This is a genomic window from Thiorhodococcus minor, assembly GCF_010820565.1.
GTDB lineage: Bacteria > Pseudomonadota > Gammaproteobacteria > Chromatiales > Chromatiaceae > Thiorhodococcus > Thiorhodococcus minor.
Window position 1 is genome coordinate 1 of the sequence record NZ_JAAIJQ010000101.1, and the last position, 17,223, is coordinate 17,223.

General features: G+C 63.9%; 17 protein-coding genes. 11 read left to right on the forward strand and 6 right to left on the reverse strand.

The window, feature by feature from the left end; translation table 11 throughout:
• Nucleotides 1-498: 498 nt before the first annotated feature.
• On the reverse strand, nucleotides 499-954 hold the full coding sequence (locus G3446_RS22545) for a hypothetical protein (RefSeq protein ID WP_164455518.1): 456 nt from the start codon (nucleotides 952-954) through the stop codon (nucleotides 499-501).
• A 232-nt stretch (nucleotides 955-1,186) separates the two neighbouring features.
• Between G3446_RS22545 and ppsR the strand changes: the two genes are divergently transcribed.
• On the forward strand, nucleotides 1,187-2,044 hold the full coding sequence (gene ppsR, locus G3446_RS22550; protein WP_164455520.1) for a posphoenolpyruvate synthetase regulatory kinase/phosphorylase PpsR: 858 nt from the start codon (nucleotides 1,187-1,189) through the stop codon (nucleotides 2,042-2,044).
• A 143-nt stretch (nucleotides 2,045-2,187) separates the two neighbouring features.
• On the opposite strand, the gene G3446_RS22555 is transcribed toward ppsR, so the two are convergent.
• The 5 genes from G3446_RS22555 to G3446_RS22575 form a co-directional block, all read right to left on the reverse strand.
• Nucleotides 2,188-2,526, reverse strand: a complete 339-nt coding sequence (locus G3446_RS22555) for a sulfur globule protein CV3 (RefSeq protein WP_280818876.1) — start codon at nucleotides 2,524-2,526, stop codon at nucleotides 2,188-2,190.
• Nucleotides 2,527-2,738: 212 nt separating this feature from the next.
• Nucleotides 2,739-4,274 carry an FG-GAP repeat domain-containing protein gene (locus tag G3446_RS22560; RefSeq protein ID WP_164455524.1) on the reverse strand — a complete coding sequence of 512 codons (1,536 nt, stop codon included), beginning with the start codon at nucleotides 4,272-4,274 and terminating at the stop codon, nucleotides 2,739-2,741.
• Nucleotides 4,275-4,335: 61 nt separating this feature from the next.
• Nucleotides 4,336-5,082, reverse strand: a complete 747-nt coding sequence (locus G3446_RS22565; protein ID WP_164455526.1) for a hypothetical protein — start codon at nucleotides 5,080-5,082, stop codon at nucleotides 4,336-4,338.
• A gap of 126 nt (nucleotides 5,083-5,208) precedes the next feature.
• Nucleotides 5,209-5,655 carry a CpsD/CapB family tyrosine-protein kinase gene (locus G3446_RS22570; RefSeq protein WP_164455528.1) on the reverse strand — a complete coding sequence of 149 codons (447 nt, stop codon included), beginning with the start codon at nucleotides 5,653-5,655 and terminating at the stop codon, nucleotides 5,209-5,211.
• A gap of 760 nt (nucleotides 5,656-6,415) precedes the next feature.
• Nucleotides 6,416-10,585, reverse strand: coding sequence for a transporter substrate-binding domain-containing protein (locus G3446_RS22575; RefSeq protein WP_164455530.1), 4,170 nt, complete (start codon nucleotides 10,583-10,585; stop codon nucleotides 6,416-6,418).
• Nucleotides 10,586-10,812: 227 nt separating this feature from the next.
• Between G3446_RS22575 and G3446_RS22580 the strand changes: the two genes are divergently transcribed.
• The 10 genes from G3446_RS22580 to G3446_RS22625 all read left to right on the forward strand — a co-directional run bounded on the left by G3446_RS22580 (nucleotide 10,813) and on the right by G3446_RS22625 (nucleotide 17,088).
• Complete coding sequence (locus G3446_RS22580; protein ID WP_164455533.1) at nucleotides 10,813-11,061, forward strand: type II toxin-antitoxin system Phd/YefM family antitoxin; 249 nt, start codon at nucleotides 10,813-10,815, stop codon at nucleotides 11,059-11,061.
• Entirely contained in the window at nucleotides 11,061-11,522 is a 462-nt protein-coding gene (locus G3446_RS22585; RefSeq protein WP_164455535.1) for a type II toxin-antitoxin system VapC family toxin, read from the forward strand. Before G3446_RS22580 ends, G3446_RS22585 begins: the two co-directional genes overlap by 1 nt.
• A complete protein-coding gene (locus tag G3446_RS22590; protein WP_164455537.1) occupies nucleotides 11,483-12,295 on the forward strand; it encodes a response regulator transcription factor in 813 nt (270 codons plus the stop codon). The genes G3446_RS22585 and G3446_RS22590 overlap by 40 nt, the downstream gene beginning before the upstream one ends.
• A 743-nt stretch (nucleotides 12,296-13,038) precedes the next feature.
• Complete coding sequence (locus tag G3446_RS22595; RefSeq protein ID WP_164455540.1) at nucleotides 13,039-13,416, forward strand: hypothetical protein; 378 nt, start codon at nucleotides 13,039-13,041, stop codon at nucleotides 13,414-13,416.
• A gap of 190 nt (nucleotides 13,417-13,606) precedes the next feature.
• Complete coding sequence (locus G3446_RS22600; protein WP_164455541.1) at nucleotides 13,607-13,930, forward strand: hypothetical protein; 324 nt, start codon at nucleotides 13,607-13,609, stop codon at nucleotides 13,928-13,930.
• Nucleotides 13,931-14,298: 368 nt separating this feature from the next.
• Nucleotides 14,299-14,637: a hypothetical protein gene (locus G3446_RS22605; protein ID WP_164455544.1), complete on the forward strand. Its 339-nt coding sequence runs from the start codon at nucleotides 14,299-14,301 to the stop codon at nucleotides 14,635-14,637.
• A 160-nt stretch (nucleotides 14,638-14,797) separates the two neighbouring features.
• Nucleotides 14,798-15,181, forward strand: a complete 384-nt coding sequence (locus G3446_RS22610) for a hypothetical protein (RefSeq protein ID WP_164455546.1) — start codon at nucleotides 14,798-14,800, stop codon at nucleotides 15,179-15,181.
• 48 nt (nucleotides 15,182-15,229) lie between these two features.
• Entirely contained in the window at nucleotides 15,230-15,628 is a 399-nt protein-coding gene (locus tag G3446_RS22615) for a DNA breaking-rejoining protein (protein ID WP_164455548.1), read from the forward strand.
• 68 nt (nucleotides 15,629-15,696) lie between these two features.
• A complete protein-coding gene (locus G3446_RS22620) occupies nucleotides 15,697-16,719 on the forward strand; it encodes a L,D-transpeptidase (protein ID WP_164455550.1) in 1,023 nt (340 codons plus the stop codon).
• A gap of 180 nt (nucleotides 16,720-16,899) precedes the next feature.
• Nucleotides 16,900-17,088, forward strand: a complete 189-nt coding sequence (locus G3446_RS22625) for a hypothetical protein (RefSeq protein ID WP_164455552.1) — start codon at nucleotides 16,900-16,902, stop codon at nucleotides 17,086-17,088.
• The last annotated feature ends 135 nt before the right edge of the window (nucleotides 17,089-17,223 follow it).

Below are 17,223 nucleotides of genomic sequence, written 5' to 3' on the forward strand. Positions count from 1 at the left end.
ATCTCATCGTGATGCTGTTCAACAAAGGGGTTCATCGTCTGACTCCCGTGTGCGGGCTTACTCAAACGATAGACGATCCGCCCCTCTTTGGTTCCGGCTTTGCCGGGTTAGGTGATTTCCGGGAAACAGATTCCCCGAGGATGGGCAAAGCGCAGCCTGCCCATCGTCCAGGCGCCTGAGCGACCTGGGTGGGCACGCCCCACAAACGTCTTCCCCATGCGCGCCGGCGTGCCAGGGGCTTTGCCCATCCTACTGGAGGCGCTGTTCTGGGTAGGATCATTTCAGGAAATCACCTTAGACGGTTTTTCAAAATTGCCGTACCAACAACCCATCGTACTCCGGAAACCAGTGAAGGGATGAAGACGCAGAGCCTCTGAGTGGAGCTTTGATCCCGCTGATCCCCGAGACGTCGCCCGTAAGCGGGCTCCTGCACGCCCGTCTCGGTAGGAGCCCGCTTGCGGGCGATTGGTAGGAAGACTCCCGGAAATCGCCTTAGGACTAGCCGAGGAATTTGCTGGCGATCTCATGCTGCTGCCGGGCTTCATCCGTCTCAGAGGCATGGTCGTCATCCATCATTGCGCAGTTGACCGCCATGCGTGCGTTGACCGCGGCCTTCCAGGCGCGGTTCTGCTTGTCGGCCACTAGAGCCTCAGGCGTCAGCGCGGCGGCTGCCGCGGCGGCGACGAAGTGGTCGGCTTGCGCCATCCAATCGGTATCCTTGCCGCACTCCGTATAGGTCGACACGGCATAGCCTTTGGCCGCTCGATAGGCATCTTCCTGCTCGCCCTCCGTGAGCGCTTCGTTGAGTCCAGTGGCGATCGCCCTGTGAAGACGCTCGTCCATGATCAGGTGCTTGACGTTCTCCGCGAACTTGCACCCGAGCATGCGCTGCCGTGCGGGGCTCAAGCTGTCGAGAGCCTTACGGAGTTCCTGATCGGTAGAGATACTGGCCATGGGGTGGGCTCCTAAGGCAGTTGGGCGTCGAATCGCGTCATCTGCTCGGCAAGTGATGCGAGGCATATCACCAAATTCCACTATAGATCACATTGACGTGCGTCACAGGTCACTGCGAGTCAAAAGCGGCTATCCTGAGCGGCCGTCTAGCCGACTCTTGGCCGATCGGCAGCACGCCTCGGCCGGATCCGGCTCGGGCGGACCGACGTATCCACCGACAGCAAGAGAGCCGATGAATCGCACTGTCTTTTTCGTTTCAGAGAGCACTGGCATCACCGCCGAGACCCTTGGCCACAGCCTGCTGACGCAGTTCGATAGCGTCCATTTCGAGCAGGTCTACATGCCCTATATCAACACCGAGCTGCGCGCCAAGGCGCTTACGCAGCGCATGCAGGAGGCGGCGGATCGCGACGGCGCCAGGCCCATCGTCTTCGCGACCATGCTCAACGAAGACATCCGCAATATCCTCAAGGCCGGTCACTGCTTTTACATGGAGCTCTTCGAGGTGTTCGTCGGGCCGCTGGCTGAGGAGCTTGGCGTGATGCCGAGCATGCAGTCGGGACGCAGCCACGCGATCATCAAGCCAAGCTTCTACACCAAGCGGATCGAAGCCATCAATTTCGCGATGGCGAATGACGATGGCATTCGCCCGGACAATTTCGAGCGCGCGGATGTCGTCCTGACTGGTGTATCCCGCTCGGGTAAGACACCCACCTGCCTCTACTTGGCTATGCACTATGGGCTGCGCTCGGCGAACTACCCCATCACCGAAGAGGATTTCGAGCGCGGCGATGTCCCCCAGATCCTCTATGACTGCAAGCACAAGCTCTTCGCCTTGACCATAGATCCGCAGCGTCTTCAGCTCATTCGCGAGGAGCGGCGCCCGGGCAGCACCTACGCCTCCCTGAAGCGTTGTCATGACGACATCCGCATCGCTCAGCAGATGTTCAAGCGCCTTCAGGTGCCTGTCCTCAACACCACGACGCAGTCCATCGAGGAGATTTCGTCGCAGATCGTCAAGGCACTCAAGGAGCGCCAGGAAGGCAGACCCTTGGAGCTGACCGAGATGGGCGGGGCGGCCGGGCGTTGAGAGGGCGAAGGTGCCGTCAGCCAGGAGATGGCCAGCGGACCCACCTAGGGTTTGATCGAGGTGGGGCCGCGATCGGATGACACCTGGGCCGGCCGTGCAGCCCCGGAGCGCCGGGAAGGCCAGAGACCTTCCCGAGCAGGGGGCTATTTATCCGATAAAGATCTCGACGGGGTCGAGGGCAGGGTGGGCATGGCCCCATAAGGATGCCCCCAGCCGTAGCCAGGATAGCCGCCCCATCCTGGGTAACCGCCCCAGCCCGGATAGCCGCCCCAGCCGTAGCCTGGATAGCCGCCCCATCCATAGCCTGGGTAGCCACCCCAACCGTAGCCCGGATAGCCGCCACCCCACCAGGGGCCGCCGTGCCAAGGCCCTCCATACCAAGGGCCGCCCCAGGATCCCCAGAAGGCACTCGCCGGCAGGGCCGCGATCGCAGCGGCACCAGCTAGGGTCAAGCTCGCCGTCGTCAAAAGCAGTCTCTTCATTGTTGTGCGCCTCTCTACGACAATCATGAGGGTGTCGGGGAAATTCCCCGCTCAAGAGTCTAGTCGGCGTAGAGGCATCGGCAAGGGTGGGGCCGCCCGACTTCGGCGTTGGCAGCAGCCATGCTTAGTCGCATGCTGACTTGCCGAAAGTGGCTCTCGGCTGACAGAGGACACCGCCAGAGGGTCCGGACTCTGGCCTAGTCAGGTTTGCGCTAGCGCTTGATGACGGGCTGGAATTCGGCTTCGGTAGGGCGCTCCCCTTCAGACCTGTGCTCGCGCTTGATGACAGGCCAGAATCCGGCTTCGGCATGGCCTTCGTCGACTGTCTGGGCTTGAAGTCTCTCCGAGCCGGAGAAGTCCACGGCCGCGTCTTCGATCAGCTCCAAGACGCCGTAGCTGCCGCTTCCAAGTCCAACGAGGATCTCGCTGCGTCCGTCGTCATCTGTGTCGCCGACCGCTGGGCGCGTTTCGCCGTTCGTGGCAGCGTAATCAGGTAGATCGACGCCGACATAGCCTCGCGACAGCAATGCGCCGCCCTCGAAGTCGAAGACTTCGACGAAGCCACCGCCCGAGCGTCCTAGCCCGATAACGATCTCATCCTTACCGTCGCCATCGACGTCGCCAACGGCGGGGCGGGTTTCGCCGGTTGCATTCGCGTAGTCGCCCCAAGTGAGGTCTCCGATGAAGGTTTCGGCTTCGATCAACAGGTGCCCTTCCAGGCCGGGCTCGATCTCAACAGTGGCGTATTGCGGCTCATTCCACTGAGTGTCCTCATCGGCATCCTCCGCCGGCAGGGCGAAACCCTTTTTGACGAAGAAGCTGCCCCCCGGCAGACCGGCATTGCCCGAAAGCGCAGACAGACCAATGACCAGCTCGGCCCGCTCATCTCCGTCCAGGTCGCCTAGCGCGGGGAATGTCTTGCCGAGCGCATCCGTGTACTCGGGCCAATCCACATAGGTCCAGCCGATCGATGTGAGCTTGTGATCCTGGTAGCTGAAGACCTCCAGCAAGCCGTCACCACCGGCGCCGAGGCCGATCACGATCTCGGCGCGACCGTCGCCATCCAAGTCCCCGACCGCGGGATAGGTCTCGCCGTTGGTCTCGTTGTAGTCCGTCCAGGACAGCCGGCCCCATTGCAGCATCGAGAAGTCATCATCGAGGATTTGGAACATGCCGCCCAGCGCGGCTTTCGAGCCGTCGCCGTGGGCATAGCCGATGACCAGCTCGTCGCGGCCGTCGCCGTCGATGTCCCCCGAGGCGACGCGAGATTCTCCCTGCGTCGCCTCGGGCACTGATGCGGTGAGTGCTGCCGATCCAGAGCCCAAGGTCTGCTCGAGCTCGCGGTTCATGTCGCTGACCTCGAGCCAGGTATCCGAGAGCGCGATATCGCTCGCGGAGAATACGTAGCGGAATGCGCCTGTGGTGATCTCGTTGGAATACCCCGATTCCTCGGGACCCGCGCCTGCTGCCGTGACAGCGAAGTAGTAGATCTCGTTCGGATCCAGGCCGGTCAATGTGTAGCTGGGTGCCTTGCCGTCCTCGGGCAGGCTATTGAGGTCGAGGTCGATCGTGATGTCGTATTCCCCGGGGGTGGTTCCGTAGTGGACGCGATAGCCGGCCAGGCGATCGTCCGTGACAGGGTCCCATTCGAGGGTATATGAGCCTGGCTCGTCCGCTAGAGCCGCGCTGGAAAGCGTCAATGCGGCCAGGAGCGCGGCGAAACTGACGGAGCGGTTTCGAAGTGTCATCAGGGTGACCTCCTGCTATCGGTCTTGCGAGCGCCCTTCCTGGTGCCCGAGGGTCGGTGTTTCAGCCGTCGCTGCCGCCCTTGATCCGCTTGGTCAAAGGCCCGGCGTTGGGGATGCTGCCCAGAATCGGCAGTCCGCTGTATCTGGCGATCTGTCGATCGGACTTGAAGCTTTGGTCAAAGACCTCCGCCAAGCCGATGGCGATCAAGACGAGGAGGAGCGAGATGACGAGAATCACGGTCGCTGGCCCCAGGCGCTGCTTGCTCCAAAGGACGCGCTCGATGGCGACCTGCTGAGGGCCGACTGTCGCCAGCGTCGTCCCCGCGGCCGCCGGGCTGCGCGAGCGTGCCGAAGCGACTTCGGCGCGTTTTGTGAGCCGTGTCACAAAATAGTCGACGAGCAGCTTCCCAAGCGCCTCGCTCCTCCCTTGATAGGAAAAAAGTATAGTCTGACCGCTCGGTTGGGAGAGTGACAGAGTCGAATCTATCAGTCGTCTGATCTCGACATCCGACAGACGGGAGCTTTCGATGAGCCGAAAGAGTCGGACATTCTTGCCAAGCTGAGACAAGGCGAAGTCTTCTTGAAACAAGAGGTGCGGATCCGCGAGAATCTGCTCGAGAGACAGAGACTCGACCGGATTTTTTGCGATCTGCACCTTGCCCGAATAGGAAAGCTCCTGTGAGACCACGAAGGTCTTGTCAAGATAAATTTGGCTAATGAGATAGAGTGCTGGGGGCAACAGCGCCAAGAAAAGAAGCCACCAGTAATGTTTGAATGATTCGGTGTAGCGTTTGATGAGAAAGATCATTCCGATTCCCCCGCAATGCGTCCTATTCCTAAAGAGCGGTTGAGCGCGCCCGATAAGACTCTGGTTCTTGACAAGCTGGAAAGACCGCTGTCGCTCCTTCGTGGCCCGATCCTTTCCGTTTGACTGCTAACGAGCGGCGCTTTCCCCAGGCTCGTTCGTCAGGATCCCGGCGATGTTCGCGCCGGCAATCTCCAACGTTTTTTGGGCACGTCGAACGCTAGGCTTGCGCGAGATGCCTTTGGCGACCACCAAGATGACCCCCTCGACTTCGCGGCTGAGCATGACCGGGTCCATCATCGTCCGATTCGTTGGAAAGATCGCGCTGCTATCGACAATGATCAGGTCGTAGCTTTCCTTGGCTTGCTTCAAGAGGTTTTCTACGAGGGCAAAGTCGCTCTGAGCCCGATTGGTATGCGCCCCATGGTCAGCAGGCGCAAAGAGTACGTCGAGCGACAGGCCGCTTGGCTGGCTGACGAGCGTGGACAAGTCTCCCTGCAGGATTTGCTCGGCGTCATGCTGAACCGGCTCCTCGAAGTAGCGGTGCAGTGCCGGCCGGTACCAATTGAGATCCATGGCGAGGATCCGATCTGCCCCCAAGGACGCAGCTGCGGCCGCCAGGGCGGATACGCAGAGGGTCTTGCCTTCCTCCGCGCTGGCGCTAGTGACGAGCACGGACGCCGGCTTCTGCTCTTGCAAGACGTGATCGAGCGCGGCGAGCGCTCGCTTCACTTCGGCGGTCTGCTGCAGCGCTATTCGGCTCTTGAGCTCTGGCTTCATCATCAAATATCCCTCGGAATCTAGAGACGGACACGTCCCCTGGAGAGGCGGCATCCCTCGAAGAAATCGTCAACATTGGCGGCCCGGACGCCGATGTTAGACGTCCGCCCGCTCGAGGCCAAGGCTTCATGGCACGGCCCTTATCCTCGTTTCTTCCAAGCGCCCGGTCGTGGGAGCGGCGCCCCCCCGCGACAGGCTCGCGATCGCGGCGGGGTGCTGCTCCCAGGGCACATCGGCTGAACGATGCCTAATGGCTGCTTGACCGAGTGGGCGATACGATGATCAAGGTTCATGGCACCATGGGTCTCTTGCGGATCTGATCCGATAACGGGGCCCTCCCATGCTGAGTCTGTCGGTGCGACTTGCGCCGGCCCAGTCGGTATTGAGCACGCGAAGCGCGCCTCGTTTGGCCCCCTCGGAGAGCGAAATTCCGGGAGAGCTTCACCACCAACTGCTCCGGAATCGAGACCAGCACAGACACCACCCCTTGTGGTATGTGCGCCAGATGCCGTAAGGGCTTGCCGGTGCAGGGAGTGATGAGCATGGTCCGCGAGACTCAGCGAGGGGTGGCGCGAGCGCCCTTTTCCAGCCGACGCAGGGTTTCCAGGGCTGCCGGGAAGTCCAGCGCATCCATCTGTCGCAACAGCTCGCCGCCCTCTTCGGGCGCCTCGGCGTCGATCCAGCGCTCCAGCCAGGGCAGGTGGTCGAGGGCGCGGGTATTGCCTACCTCGAGCAGTGATTCCAGCTCCCGCATAGGCTGACCGCGCCCGGCGCCGTCTGGATCGATACTCCACGCGGGAGCTGCTTGCTCCCTTGGGATCTCCAGCTGAGCGAGCACTGCCAGGCTGGCCTCGGCACTGGAGAAGAAGCGGGTACGCAGCTCGATATCCACGGGGCATTCGCGCGCGAGCGCCTGCTCCAGCCGCTCTGCCGCCGTGGTCAGGTCCTCCGCTCCGAGCGCGCCCGCGGCGCCGCGCAGGCGATGCAGCAGGTCGCCGGCACGCGTCCGGTCGCCGGCCTCCAGGGCGGCCCCGATGGCGGTTGCCGCCGGGGGATACTCGGCGACGAAGACCCTCACCATACTGCGCCAGGCGTCCGGCGCCTCGTTCAGCCAGCGCCGCACCTTGGCCGCATCGAAACCTGGCAGGGCGGGCTGCGCAGCAGTGGACGCCGGCTGCGTGGCGGCGCGCTCTCCGGCGGGCAACCGCAGCTGGCGATACAGCTCGGCGTAGAGGGTCTCGGGCTCCAATGGCTTGGTGAGATAGCCGTCCATGCCCACCGCGAGGCAGCGCTCGCGCTCCCCGGCCAGGGCATTGGCGGTCAGGGCGACGATTGGCGGTCCGCCGTCGGGCAGGGCGCGGATGCGCCGGCTCGCTTCCAGACCGTCCATTTCCGGCATGCGGATGTCCATGAGCACCATGTCGAAGCTACCCTCAGCCGCTGCCGTCACCGCCTCGGCACCTGTGGCGACCAGGGTGACCTCGGCGCCGCGCCTGCTCAGGAGGTCGCGGACGAGCAGCTGGTTGACCGGGTCGTCCTCGGCCATCAGCACGCGGATGCCGCGCAGGGCCTCCGGCGCAATGACAGGTGCCGCCACTTCCTTGGCTGCTTCCGTGGCGCGGGAGAAGGCCAGGCTGAGCCAGAAACAGCTACCTGCGCCCTCGACGGACTCCATCTCCAGACGGCCGCCCATCAGGGCGACCAGGCGCGCGCTGATGGTCAGTCCCAGGCCGCTGCCGCCGTGGCTGCGGGTGCTCGCCATGTCCAGCTGGGTGAAGGCCTCGAACAGATCGGCACGGCGGTCCTCGGGAATGCCAATGCCGGTATCTGTAACCCTGAACGCAAGCCGCAGTGCCTGAGCGCTCTCGTCTTCCACCGACACGGCCAGCGTCACTGCGCCTTGTGGGGTGAACTTGATCGCGTTGCCAACCAGGTTCAACAGGACCTGCGTGAGGCGAAGCCCATCGCCGAGCAGCGTGCCGACCGGCTCGGTTGGCCCCTCGATGCGGAGCTCAAGCCCCTTATCGGCCGCCTGCTGCTCCACCATCGCTTGCACTTGCGCGAGGACCTCGTCTAGCTCCATTGGCTCCTGGCGCGGATGCAGCTTGTCCGCCTCGATGCGGGAGAGGTCGAGGACGTCGTTGATCAGCGCCAGCAGAGTGCGGGCGGAGAGGTCGATCTTGCCCAGATAGGCGCGCAGCGGCGGTGCGGGATCGGACTGCAGGGACAGATGGGTCAGGCCGATGACCGCGTTCAGTGGGGTGCGGATCTCGTGGCTCATGTTCGCCAAGAAGTCCCCCTTGGCACGGCTGGCCCTGTCGGCCATGTCCTTGGCGCGCTGCAGCTCGGCCTCCGCCTGCTTGCGGCGCCCCACCTCCAGATGCAGCCTGCGGTTCCAGTACAGGATGGTCGCCAGGATCAGCAGCCCCGTCGCCAGCACCTGCCACAAGAGGCTGTAGTCGGGGGCGGTGACCACCTGGCGCAGCAGCCACTTGTTGTGAATCGCGGCGCGCTCCTCCGGGGTGATGGCGGCGATGGCGCGGTTGATCAGGGGGAGCAGCGCGGCGTTTCGCCGACTGACCATCAGCTGCAGCGGGAACTCCACGTCTGTGACCCCGACGAGCTTGACCCGACCCGGCGGGAAGTTCTCGATCTGCTGGTGCAGCACTGGCAGGATGTCGACCGCGGCCTCGGCGCTGCCGGCCGCAACCGCTTCCAAGGCCGCGCGCGTGTTGTCGACCAGGACGAAGTCGATCCCCGGGCTGCGGGCCTTCAGCAGGTGGTAGGCGCTGTAGTCCATGCCGACCGCGACGCGCCGCCCTTGCAGGGATGCGGTACCGGCGAAGAGCCCCGCGTTGGCGGCACCGGCGATGGCGATGGGGTAGCGCTCGTAGGGGGTGGAGAAGAGGGCGTAACGCTCGCGGTCGGCGGTCCGCGTGGTGGCGGCGTAGAGGTCGATGTCGCCCCGCTCCATGGCCGCTAGGATGTCGCCGAAGGGCTGCCGTTCTCCGTTGGTCTCGCGTAGACCGAGCTTGTCGCGGATCAGCGTCCAGTAGTCCTCGGCGACGCCCGTCGGCGCGCCTTCGCTGTCGGCGAAGTCGAAGGGCATCCAGGCGGAGGCGAAGGCTCGGCGGAAGCTGGTGGCATCCAGATAGGCGCGCTCTTCGTCGCTGAGCTCCATGGGCGCTTGCATGCCGGAGGCCACGGAGCTGAGCCAGCGCTGACGAATGGCGATGTGCTGCTCGGCGGTGATGGCATCCAGGCCCTTGTCGATCAGCGAGATCAGCGGCGCCCATTCCTTGCGCGTGACCATCGCTTGCTTGTGCGCGCCAAAGGGCGTGGGGCCGGCCATCCTAAGGTTGGCGATGCCATGGGTCTGCATGAGGTAGTCGGTGACAAGCAGGTTGCCGATATAGGCGTCGGCGCGTCCGGTCGATACGGACAGCAGGGCGTCCCTGGTACTCTCCTGAACGGACAGAACGGTGGCGGGCTCGGCGGACTGCAAGAGGTCGTGCATGACATAGCCGCGCTCGACGGCCACCGTCCTTCCGCGCAGGTCGCTCAGATCCTGAATGTCCTGCGAGCCCTTGCGGGTGAACATCGTCCAGGGGGAGGACAAATAGTCTTGGCTCATGGCGAGCGTGGCCAAACGCGCGTCAGTCCGTTTGGCGGCCGGCAGCAGATCATAGCGGCGGTGCGCCCCAGCCATGTCCTCGAACCCCTCGGTCCAGGAATCCGCGGCTGGAACGAAGCGGAAATCGATGTCGAACAGCTTGCCGATGATCCGCAGGTAGTCGACCGCCATGCCCTCGGCCTTGGAGCCGTTGATCTCCCACGGCGGGTGCTCGCCGATGCGCACGCGCACGCTGTGCTTCTCCGCGAGCCAGGCGCGCTCATCGGCGCTGAGTGCGATGTTCGGGTGCTCCTCGGTGCCCCACTTGCGCAGGATCTTCATCATCACGACCGGGTCGATGGCCTTCAGCGCCTTGTCGATGATGCCGAGCAGAGGTGCCTGCTCCTTGAGGATCGAATAGCGCAGCTCGAGCTTGCTGCCGGGCACCGGAAACGCCAGGCGCAGGTCTGGCAGCATGCTCTCGGTGGCGATCCACTCCAGGTTGGCGCTGGAGATTGCCGCATCCACCTCGGCGTTCTGCACGGCCACCGCGAGCGCCAGGGGGCTGTCGATCTCCACCGGGACGATCGCCGGCCAATTGGCCAGCAATTTCATGTCCGACAGGTTGGCGCGCAGCACCCCGACGCGCCGGCCGGACAGGTCATCCATGGACGCGATCGCGCTGCTCCGCCGGGTGAAGATGAACTTGTACGTGCGGTAGGGACTGGTGCTGAACAGGAAGCGGTCCGCCCGCTCCGGATGGCTGGCGGACGCCGCGAGGCCATGGAGCTCGCCGCGTCGCGCCCGCTCCACCATATCGCTCCAGTCCCCGAGCATCAGCTGAATGTTGGCGCCGGTCAGGGCATTGATACGCGCGACGAGGTCAGTCTCGATGCCGGCCTGGGTGCCGTCGTCCCGGCGCCAGACGAAGGGGCGCCATTGGGCGTCGCTGCCGAGCAGGATGCGCGGGTTGGCGGCCAGCCAGTCGCGCTCGGCCTGCGTCAGCTCGACACCCGGCTCCGCGGCGGCCTGGAGAGCGGGCAGCCAGCACGCCAGCATCAGTAGTATCCTCAGGAGGCTTGTGCGATACAGGTCGTCGGGCTCCTTGGTCATGGCTCCCGGCCAGGCCAGTGCTGGGTTGACGCCGCTCACGGCGAACAGTCGGAACCGACTCCCGTCGGGCCGATCGCTGAAATCATAACGCCGGCGCCGTGAACCGCCACCAGGCCCGAGCTGGCTACACTGGGAGCGCCGGCTTTCCAGCCGGCGCTCCCAGTGAGCCATCCTTGTCCCAGAAATTGTGCAAGGCTATCCTCCAGTTAGCTAACCGGAGACTAACCATGCAAACCCAGTTCAACATCCACGAGGCCAAGTCGAGCTTGTCTCGGCTGATCGAGCAGGTGGAGGCTGGCGGTGAGGTTGTCATCGCCCGCGCCGGTAAGCCGGTCGTTCGTCTGGTACCTATTGGTGAGGCGCCGCGGCGGCGCGTGCTCGGCCTGCTGAAAGGCCGCTTCACGCTGCCCGACGAGCATGCGCCGCCGCTCCCGGGGACTCCGGATGACTTCATCGACGCCATCCAAGGCCGCTGATGCGGGTGCTGACCGACACCCACATCTTGCTCTGGGCCTTGCTGCAGCCAGAGAGACTCGATGAGGCATGCAGGGAGGCGCTGGAATCGCCCGAGCATCGGGTCTTCTTCAGTGCCGTCAATATCTGGGAGATCGCTATGAAGCGCACCCTCGACCGCCCGGATTTCGACGTCGACCCAGAAGCAGTCCATCGCGCGGCACTGGAAACCGGCTTTCATGAGCTGCCGATGTCCGCCCTTCATGCCGCCGCCGTCCGCGACTTACCGGCTCATCATCGCGACCCGTTCGACCGCCTTCTGATCGCCCAGGCGCGGACGGAGCTGTTGATGACCGATGACCCGCTGATCGGCCGTTACCCGGTCGAGCGGATCGGGATGCTCGCAGCCGGCAATCCGCTTCAGTTGAACAGAGCCAGCACCGGATGCTACCCGACAGGCAGCAAGACTCAGCAACCATCCTGATCATTGACGACGAGCCCGTCGCGCTCCGCGCCATCGTCGCCGAGCTCACCGCCCTTGGCTTCGAGACCCTGATCGCTCGCGACGGGACCGATGGCCTGCACAAGGCCGAGCGGGGTAGCCCCGACCTCATCCTGCTGGATATTCTGATGCCCGGCTGGGACGGCTACGAGACCTGCCAGCGCCTCAAGTCCAGGCCGGCGACCCGCGCCATCCCTGTGATCTTCCTCACTGCGCTCTGCGACATGACGCAGAAGCTCAAGGGCTTCGAGGCCGGGTGCGTGGACTACATCACCAAGCCCTTCGACCATCGCGAGGTCCTGGCGCGGGTCAGCGCGCACCTGCAGGACCGGCACCTCTTTGCACGCATGGCCGAGCAGGTCGGGCCGCCCAGCGCGCGACGAGCAGCCCTCATCGGCTGTGATGGCACTGCCCCCAAGGGTGCGGATCAGGCCGGCCTGCGTTTACTCTATCGTGCCATCGATCTCCTGCTCGACGAGATGGCCGACCCTCCCTCGCTCACCGAGCTGGCCCGTCGCGTCGGCACCAACCAGGCGCGGCTGGGCCGCGAGTTCCAGACCCACCTAGGGATGAGCACCTTCGAGTACCTGCGCGAGCAGCGCCTGGTCCGTGCCCAGGAGCTGCTCGACGACACCGACCGCCAAATCCAGCAGATCGCCGAAGCGATCGGCTTCAAACGGGCCGGCGATTTCGCCACGGCCTTCCGGCTACGTTTCGGCATGACGCCACGGGAATACCGACGGCGGCATGGCTAGCCGGGGGCCGCGTTTTGGCTGATGTCGGTCTTCGGCGCAACTGTGCATATGCCGAGCCCCAGGAGGCGCGAGTCGGTCGCATCGTGCGCCAGGGGTGAAAGGCAGGCGCAAGGATCCCCGAGCTCAGACCGCCGACCCTGACTCCTCAAGCCAACAGAAAACTGGCTGGACGATCGAAGGGTTTGGTTTGCTGAACTGATTGGCCGGACAGGCTTGGACTGATCTGGCAGCGGCACACCCTGAAGGCATATGAGGCGGCGGCTAGCGACCTCGGAGGACATCGATCGCGGCGCCGACGACCGGCGAATGGCCTCAGGACCTCCACTCTGACCCTATTTTTCTGGACATCCACCCGACCCGATGCCTGGTCGCTTCCCCGTGCCGGCGGAATGTTGGCTGGCCGAACGAATTCTTTGGTTGGCCAAACATTCGCGGCTGACAAGGCTGCAGAAGCTGCGAAACGACACCACACTCACTGGCGCACCGCGGCGGCGTTGGCCGGCTCGCACGGTCTGAGGTAGCTCCACCGGAGTGAGAAGGCGGGGCCTGGCTCTTGTGTCCCGCTCCTGACCTGGCCGAGCCGCGATTTGGCCGCATCTTCGCCGCGAGCCAATCGTTCGTGCCAGAGAGCGCTGCCAGCAGCCAGCTCATCGCGGTGTCTTGGATAGCGCCTGGAGGGTATCTGGCAATCGACTTAGGCCCCGGCAACGAGCCAGGCGAGCGATCAAGCCAGTCAGCTCCAGATGGCTCAAGATGCACTTCATTCACCCGACGAGAGATCGCACATGAACATGTCCAAGCCTTTCCTCGGAACCGTCATTGCCGTCACCTTGACGGCCACGGTTTCAGCTGCGGGACTGAAAGTTGGCGAAACCGCGCAATGCAAGCTCACGAACGTCGCGGAAGACGCGGTGCTCTACGACGGCGAATGTCGCGTCAGCGAGGAAATCACCAGCACCTCGACGATCTACACCGTCAACATGGGATCTGCCGAGCCCTTCATGTTCGCCAGCTCCGACGGAAAGCAGTGGATGCACGGTCCGGAAGAGGTGGACTTCAGGGATCTGGGCAAGGGCGCCATCTTCAAATGGTCGGACTTCGCGCTGGCGATCGCAGAGTGAGCTCACCCTTTAGGAGGAGCGGGTATGCGACTCCGGCCCGGGCGTTTTTCTCGCTCGGTGGCGGATCGGTGAGCAAGGGCCCCGAAGCCAAGGAGTCAGCCGCCTTTTCCCTCTTGAGCGGCATCAAGGCGAGCCTGAGCGCCGCCAGATCCAAGTCGCTCTCCCTCATTAGTAGACGGAATCGAACGATATGAACGAACTGACGAAGATCACCACCGCGGCGCTGGCCGCTCTCATCCTGCCGGCCTGCGCCACGAACGAGACGATGTCCGGCTCCAGCGTGGCCATGTCTCGCCAGGCGAGCGGCGCCGCGGAGAGCGCCTGTATGTCCGCCGTCAACAGCAACTATGGCGGCAAGGTGCGCGAGGTGCGCGTGGCCAGCTCCGAGCTTTCCGAGGCGAATTCCTCGGTAATGGTGGATGCGGTTGGGGTAAGGGGCGGACCGACGACCGAGCGCTGGCGCTGCCTCGTCTCGAACGACGGGAATGTCGAGGAGCTGTCCGTCGTGCAGTGACGCACGGCGGGATCCATTTATGTCGGCCCGGTGGACCGGACCGCCGGGATCCAAAGCCTGGATGTCCAAACCTGAGTCGGCGGGGCGAGCACGCACAGGGCCAGATGGTTTCGGCGGCGGGTCTCAATCCGGGCTGACTGCAGGCGCGGGGTCGTCAACCTGTTCAAGAAAGAACGCACATGAGGGCGTTGGCATCCCGCAAGACCCTGACCGTCGCAGCAGCGGCAGTGGCTTGCTCGAGCTCCTGGGCTTCGCCTTTGCCTCGGCAGGCTCTGCCACTGATCGATCCCGAAAGGCCGTTCAGGATCGTCAGAATCTAGCCTCTCGCTTGCGACCGGGCTTGCCTCCCATACCGGAGAAACACAGCCATGATTCACCGTTCCAAACTCACCATCATTGCACTGGTCGCCTGGAGTGCGGCCCAGCCGGCGCTGGCCGCCGACGAGGCGCAGATGATGGCCACCTGCAACACCTACGCGGCCCGGCACCTGGGCGTTTCTACCAGCGATATCGTCGCGCTGAAGTACCAGGGGCAGCGCGTGGATGGCACCCACGCGGTCAACGGCAGCGCCGCGAACGGTCAGACCTTCCAGTGCTCGTTCAATCGCAGCGGCACCCATGTTGTGCGTTGGACACATTCCGCGCCCGAGGGCTGCCCAGCGGACGTCAGTGAGGCGAATCGCTATCTCTATCCGGATTGCGAGTGATCCGTCGCCGGTCGCCCCGGCCTGGGGCGTCGGACGGGCGATGCGGCTCCCAGCCCTTGCTCCGCGCCATGCGGCGTATCGAGCTCTGTCGGCACGACCCAACTCCCTTAGGGGCGACGCTCGGAAGCCTATTCATCTTGATTGGAAGGACTGAGGATTGATGCATACATTCACCAAGCTCACCCTGATCGTGCTCGCTGTCACGCTCACCGGCTGCGTGGAAGAGACCGCCGTGAAGGCGGACCTCGGCCCCATGACCTACGACGCCTCCGGCACCATGAAATGCTCTGCCGGGTCGCCCAGCTTCGATCAGGCCTGCGGCTGGCGCGTGGTGCGCCAGGCGGACGGCGGCGCCGAGATCTGGATCTCGAATATCGCGGTCAGCGATCGCCCCGCCTATCGGGTCCTGCGCTTCGATCAGGGCGAGTTCACGGCGCGCGACGGCGCCCCGCTGAAGGTCTCCAAGGACGCCGACACCTGGACCGTCATGGCCGACGGCAATGAGCATTATCGCTTCGCCGACGCCCTCATCACCGGCGGCTGAGCGGCGCGTCCCGATCCAAGCTCCATCCTTCCAGCACGAGGACCAATCATGAAAGCAGCTGCAGCACTCATCGGCGCCGCCCTCTTGGCGAGCACCACGGCCATGGCCGGCGACATCCGCACCGAGCGCGTCCACTTCAAGAAGGGGGCAAGCAGCGCGACGGTCGAGGACTCGATCAAGGGCTACCAGGGCGTGGACTACGTCCTGGGCGCACGAAAGGGTCAGTCGATGAACGTCAGCATGGCCACGAACAACACGGCCAATTACTTCAACATCCTGGCACCCGGAAAGACTGACGAGGCGATGTTCATCGGCTCCACCTCGGGAAATCAGTTCGAGGGCACATTGCCGGCGAGTGGGGACTATAAGATCCGTGTCTACCTCATGCGCAGCGCCGCGCGCCGGGACGAGGTGGCCGACTATCGGCTGGAAATGATCATCGACTGATCCACGCCGAGCGCGACGCTCTTCGCGTTCTCTCGACAGACAACTCTGCATAGGGACCTGGACAGGCCATGACGCAACGCATCGATCGCAGAACCGCACTCCTTCGGCTGGCCGCCTTGAGCGCGGCACCCCTTTATCTGACCTCGAGGTCATTGTCGTGCGAGGTCATCAAGGAGGTCCGCGACCTCGAGCCGGGCCAATTCACCTGGCATCCGGAGCGCTCACCTAAGGGCGCGGTGGCCGTCGTCGTCTCGCTCGAGCAGCAGCTGGCGCATGTCTATCGCAACGGCACACGCATTGCCGTGTCCACCTGCTCGACCGGCAAGCCGGGCCATGAGACGCCCACGGGGGTCTTCACGGTGCTGCAGAAGGACAAGCACCATCATTCCTCCACCTATAACAATGCGCCGATGCCGAATATGAACCGCCTGACCTGGGACGGCATCGCGCTGCACGCGGGGAGACTGCCGGGCTATCCGGCGTCGCATGGCTGCGTGCGTCTGCCCATGGCCTTCTCGGAGAGGCTCTGGACGGTGACGCACGTCGGCACACCCGTCATCATCGCCGGCAGCCACACCGACCCCTGGGAGATGACGCATCCGGGCATGGTGCTCGGCGCCTATGCGGCAGAAGAGCTCGAGGATGCCGTCGATGGTTTGGAGGGCAAGCGCCACCCGGCCGATTGGACCCGCGAGCAGGACGGCTATCCCATTACCACGGTGGTCGCCTCCACGGCCGATCGGACGATCGACCTGCTCGAGAACAGTCGGGTCGTCGCCCAGGGGCGGCTCTCGGTCAAGGGAGACGCTGCAAGCGTCGGCTCCCATGTCTTCATCCTCAAAGGCCTCCATGCGGGCGGGCGTGGTCTCTCTTGGCACGCCATCAGTCATCACGAGCGTGCGGACCGCTCGCTGGCGGCGCGGTCTTCCGCCGAAGACCCCCTGGTCGCGAGCCTCAAGGCCGACGCCGCCTTCCAGCGCGCCCTAAAGCAGCACATGCATCCCGGCATGGTGATGATCCTGACCGATATGCCACTGCATCCTGACCGACGCTCCGGGGAGGATTTCGTCATCCTATCGTCGACTGCTTGAGACGAAGCGACCATCGTGCGCACAAGATGGGCTGGCGACGTTCCAGTCGGCGAGCCCCATTGCTGGCGGAAAATTGGGTCAACCCCCGCAAGATCCCTAAATCCGCACGTCTTAGAAGGTCCGCCAGCTAGATCCAGCGCGGGTTGAGGGCGTCGTTCAAAGTGCGGTCGCTCGGGCTTTTTGAAAAATACAGCGGCAAGCCTTAGCCCAGCGCTTGCCTTCATCATCGCCGATCGTCCATCCTTGGCCAAGGTGAATATTCGTTCAGTTGTGATCATTACAGAAGCCGGATTTACAGCAATTCCCGCCGGAAAAATATTTGCTTTAGAAACAATGTGCTGGCTTGATGTTGAAAAAAGTCTTTCGTAAACTTTTGAAGCCGAATCAGTATACTGCCACAGACTTCTCAGGCTGCGAGGCAGGTATTGATGAGTGCTCCGTTCTCACGCCAGCACCTCAGCATCGCGGGACTGCTGCGCGAGGTGCGGCGCGTCGCCGCGAAGA

What these genes read in the sequence shown, in the direction of transcription:
- G3446_RS22545 (WP_164455518.1), bottom strand. Translation starts at nt 954, where the DNA reads ATGGCCAGTATCTCTACCGATCAGGAACTCCGTAAGGCTCTCGACAGC.
- ppsR (WP_164455520.1), top strand. Translation starts at nt 1,187, where the DNA reads ATGAATCGCACTGTCTTTTTCGTTTCAGAGAGCACTGGCATCACCGCC.
- G3446_RS22555 (WP_280818876.1), bottom strand. Translation starts at nt 2,526, where the DNA reads ATGAAGAGACTGCTTTTGACGACGGCGAGCTTGACCCTAGCTGGTGCC.
- G3446_RS22560 (WP_164455524.1), bottom strand. Translation starts at nt 4,274, where the DNA reads ATGACACTTCGAAACCGCTCCGTCAGTTTCGCCGCGCTCCTGGCCGCA.
- G3446_RS22565 (WP_164455526.1), bottom strand. Translation starts at nt 5,082, where the DNA reads ATGATCTTTCTCATCAAACGCTACACCGAATCATTCAAACATTACTGG.
- G3446_RS22570 (WP_164455528.1), bottom strand. Translation starts at nt 5,655, where the DNA reads ATGGATCTCAATTGGTACCGGCCGGCACTGCACCGCTACTTCGAGGAG.
- G3446_RS22575 (WP_164455530.1), bottom strand. Translation starts at nt 10,585, where the DNA reads ATGACCAAGGAGCCCGACGACCTGTATCGCACAAGCCTCCTGAGGATA.
- G3446_RS22580 (WP_164455533.1), top strand. Translation starts at nt 10,813, where the DNA reads ATGCAAACCCAGTTCAACATCCACGAGGCCAAGTCGAGCTTGTCTCGG.
- G3446_RS22585 (WP_164455535.1), top strand. Translation starts at nt 11,061, where the DNA reads ATGCGGGTGCTGACCGACACCCACATCTTGCTCTGGGCCTTGCTGCAG.
- G3446_RS22590 (WP_164455537.1), top strand. Translation starts at nt 11,483, where the DNA reads ATGCTACCCGACAGGCAGCAAGACTCAGCAACCATCCTGATCATTGAC.
- G3446_RS22595 (WP_164455540.1), top strand. Translation starts at nt 13,039, where the DNA reads ATGGCTCAAGATGCACTTCATTCACCCGACGAGAGATCGCACATGAAC.
- G3446_RS22600 (WP_164455541.1), top strand. Translation starts at nt 13,607, where the DNA reads ATGAACGAACTGACGAAGATCACCACCGCGGCGCTGGCCGCTCTCATC.
- G3446_RS22605 (WP_164455544.1), top strand. Translation starts at nt 14,299, where the DNA reads ATGATTCACCGTTCCAAACTCACCATCATTGCACTGGTCGCCTGGAGT.
- G3446_RS22610 (WP_164455546.1), top strand. Translation starts at nt 14,798, where the DNA reads ATGCATACATTCACCAAGCTCACCCTGATCGTGCTCGCTGTCACGCTC.
- G3446_RS22615 (WP_164455548.1), top strand. Translation starts at nt 15,230, where the DNA reads ATGAAAGCAGCTGCAGCACTCATCGGCGCCGCCCTCTTGGCGAGCACC.
- G3446_RS22620 (WP_164455550.1), top strand. Translation starts at nt 15,697, where the DNA reads ATGACGCAACGCATCGATCGCAGAACCGCACTCCTTCGGCTGGCCGCC.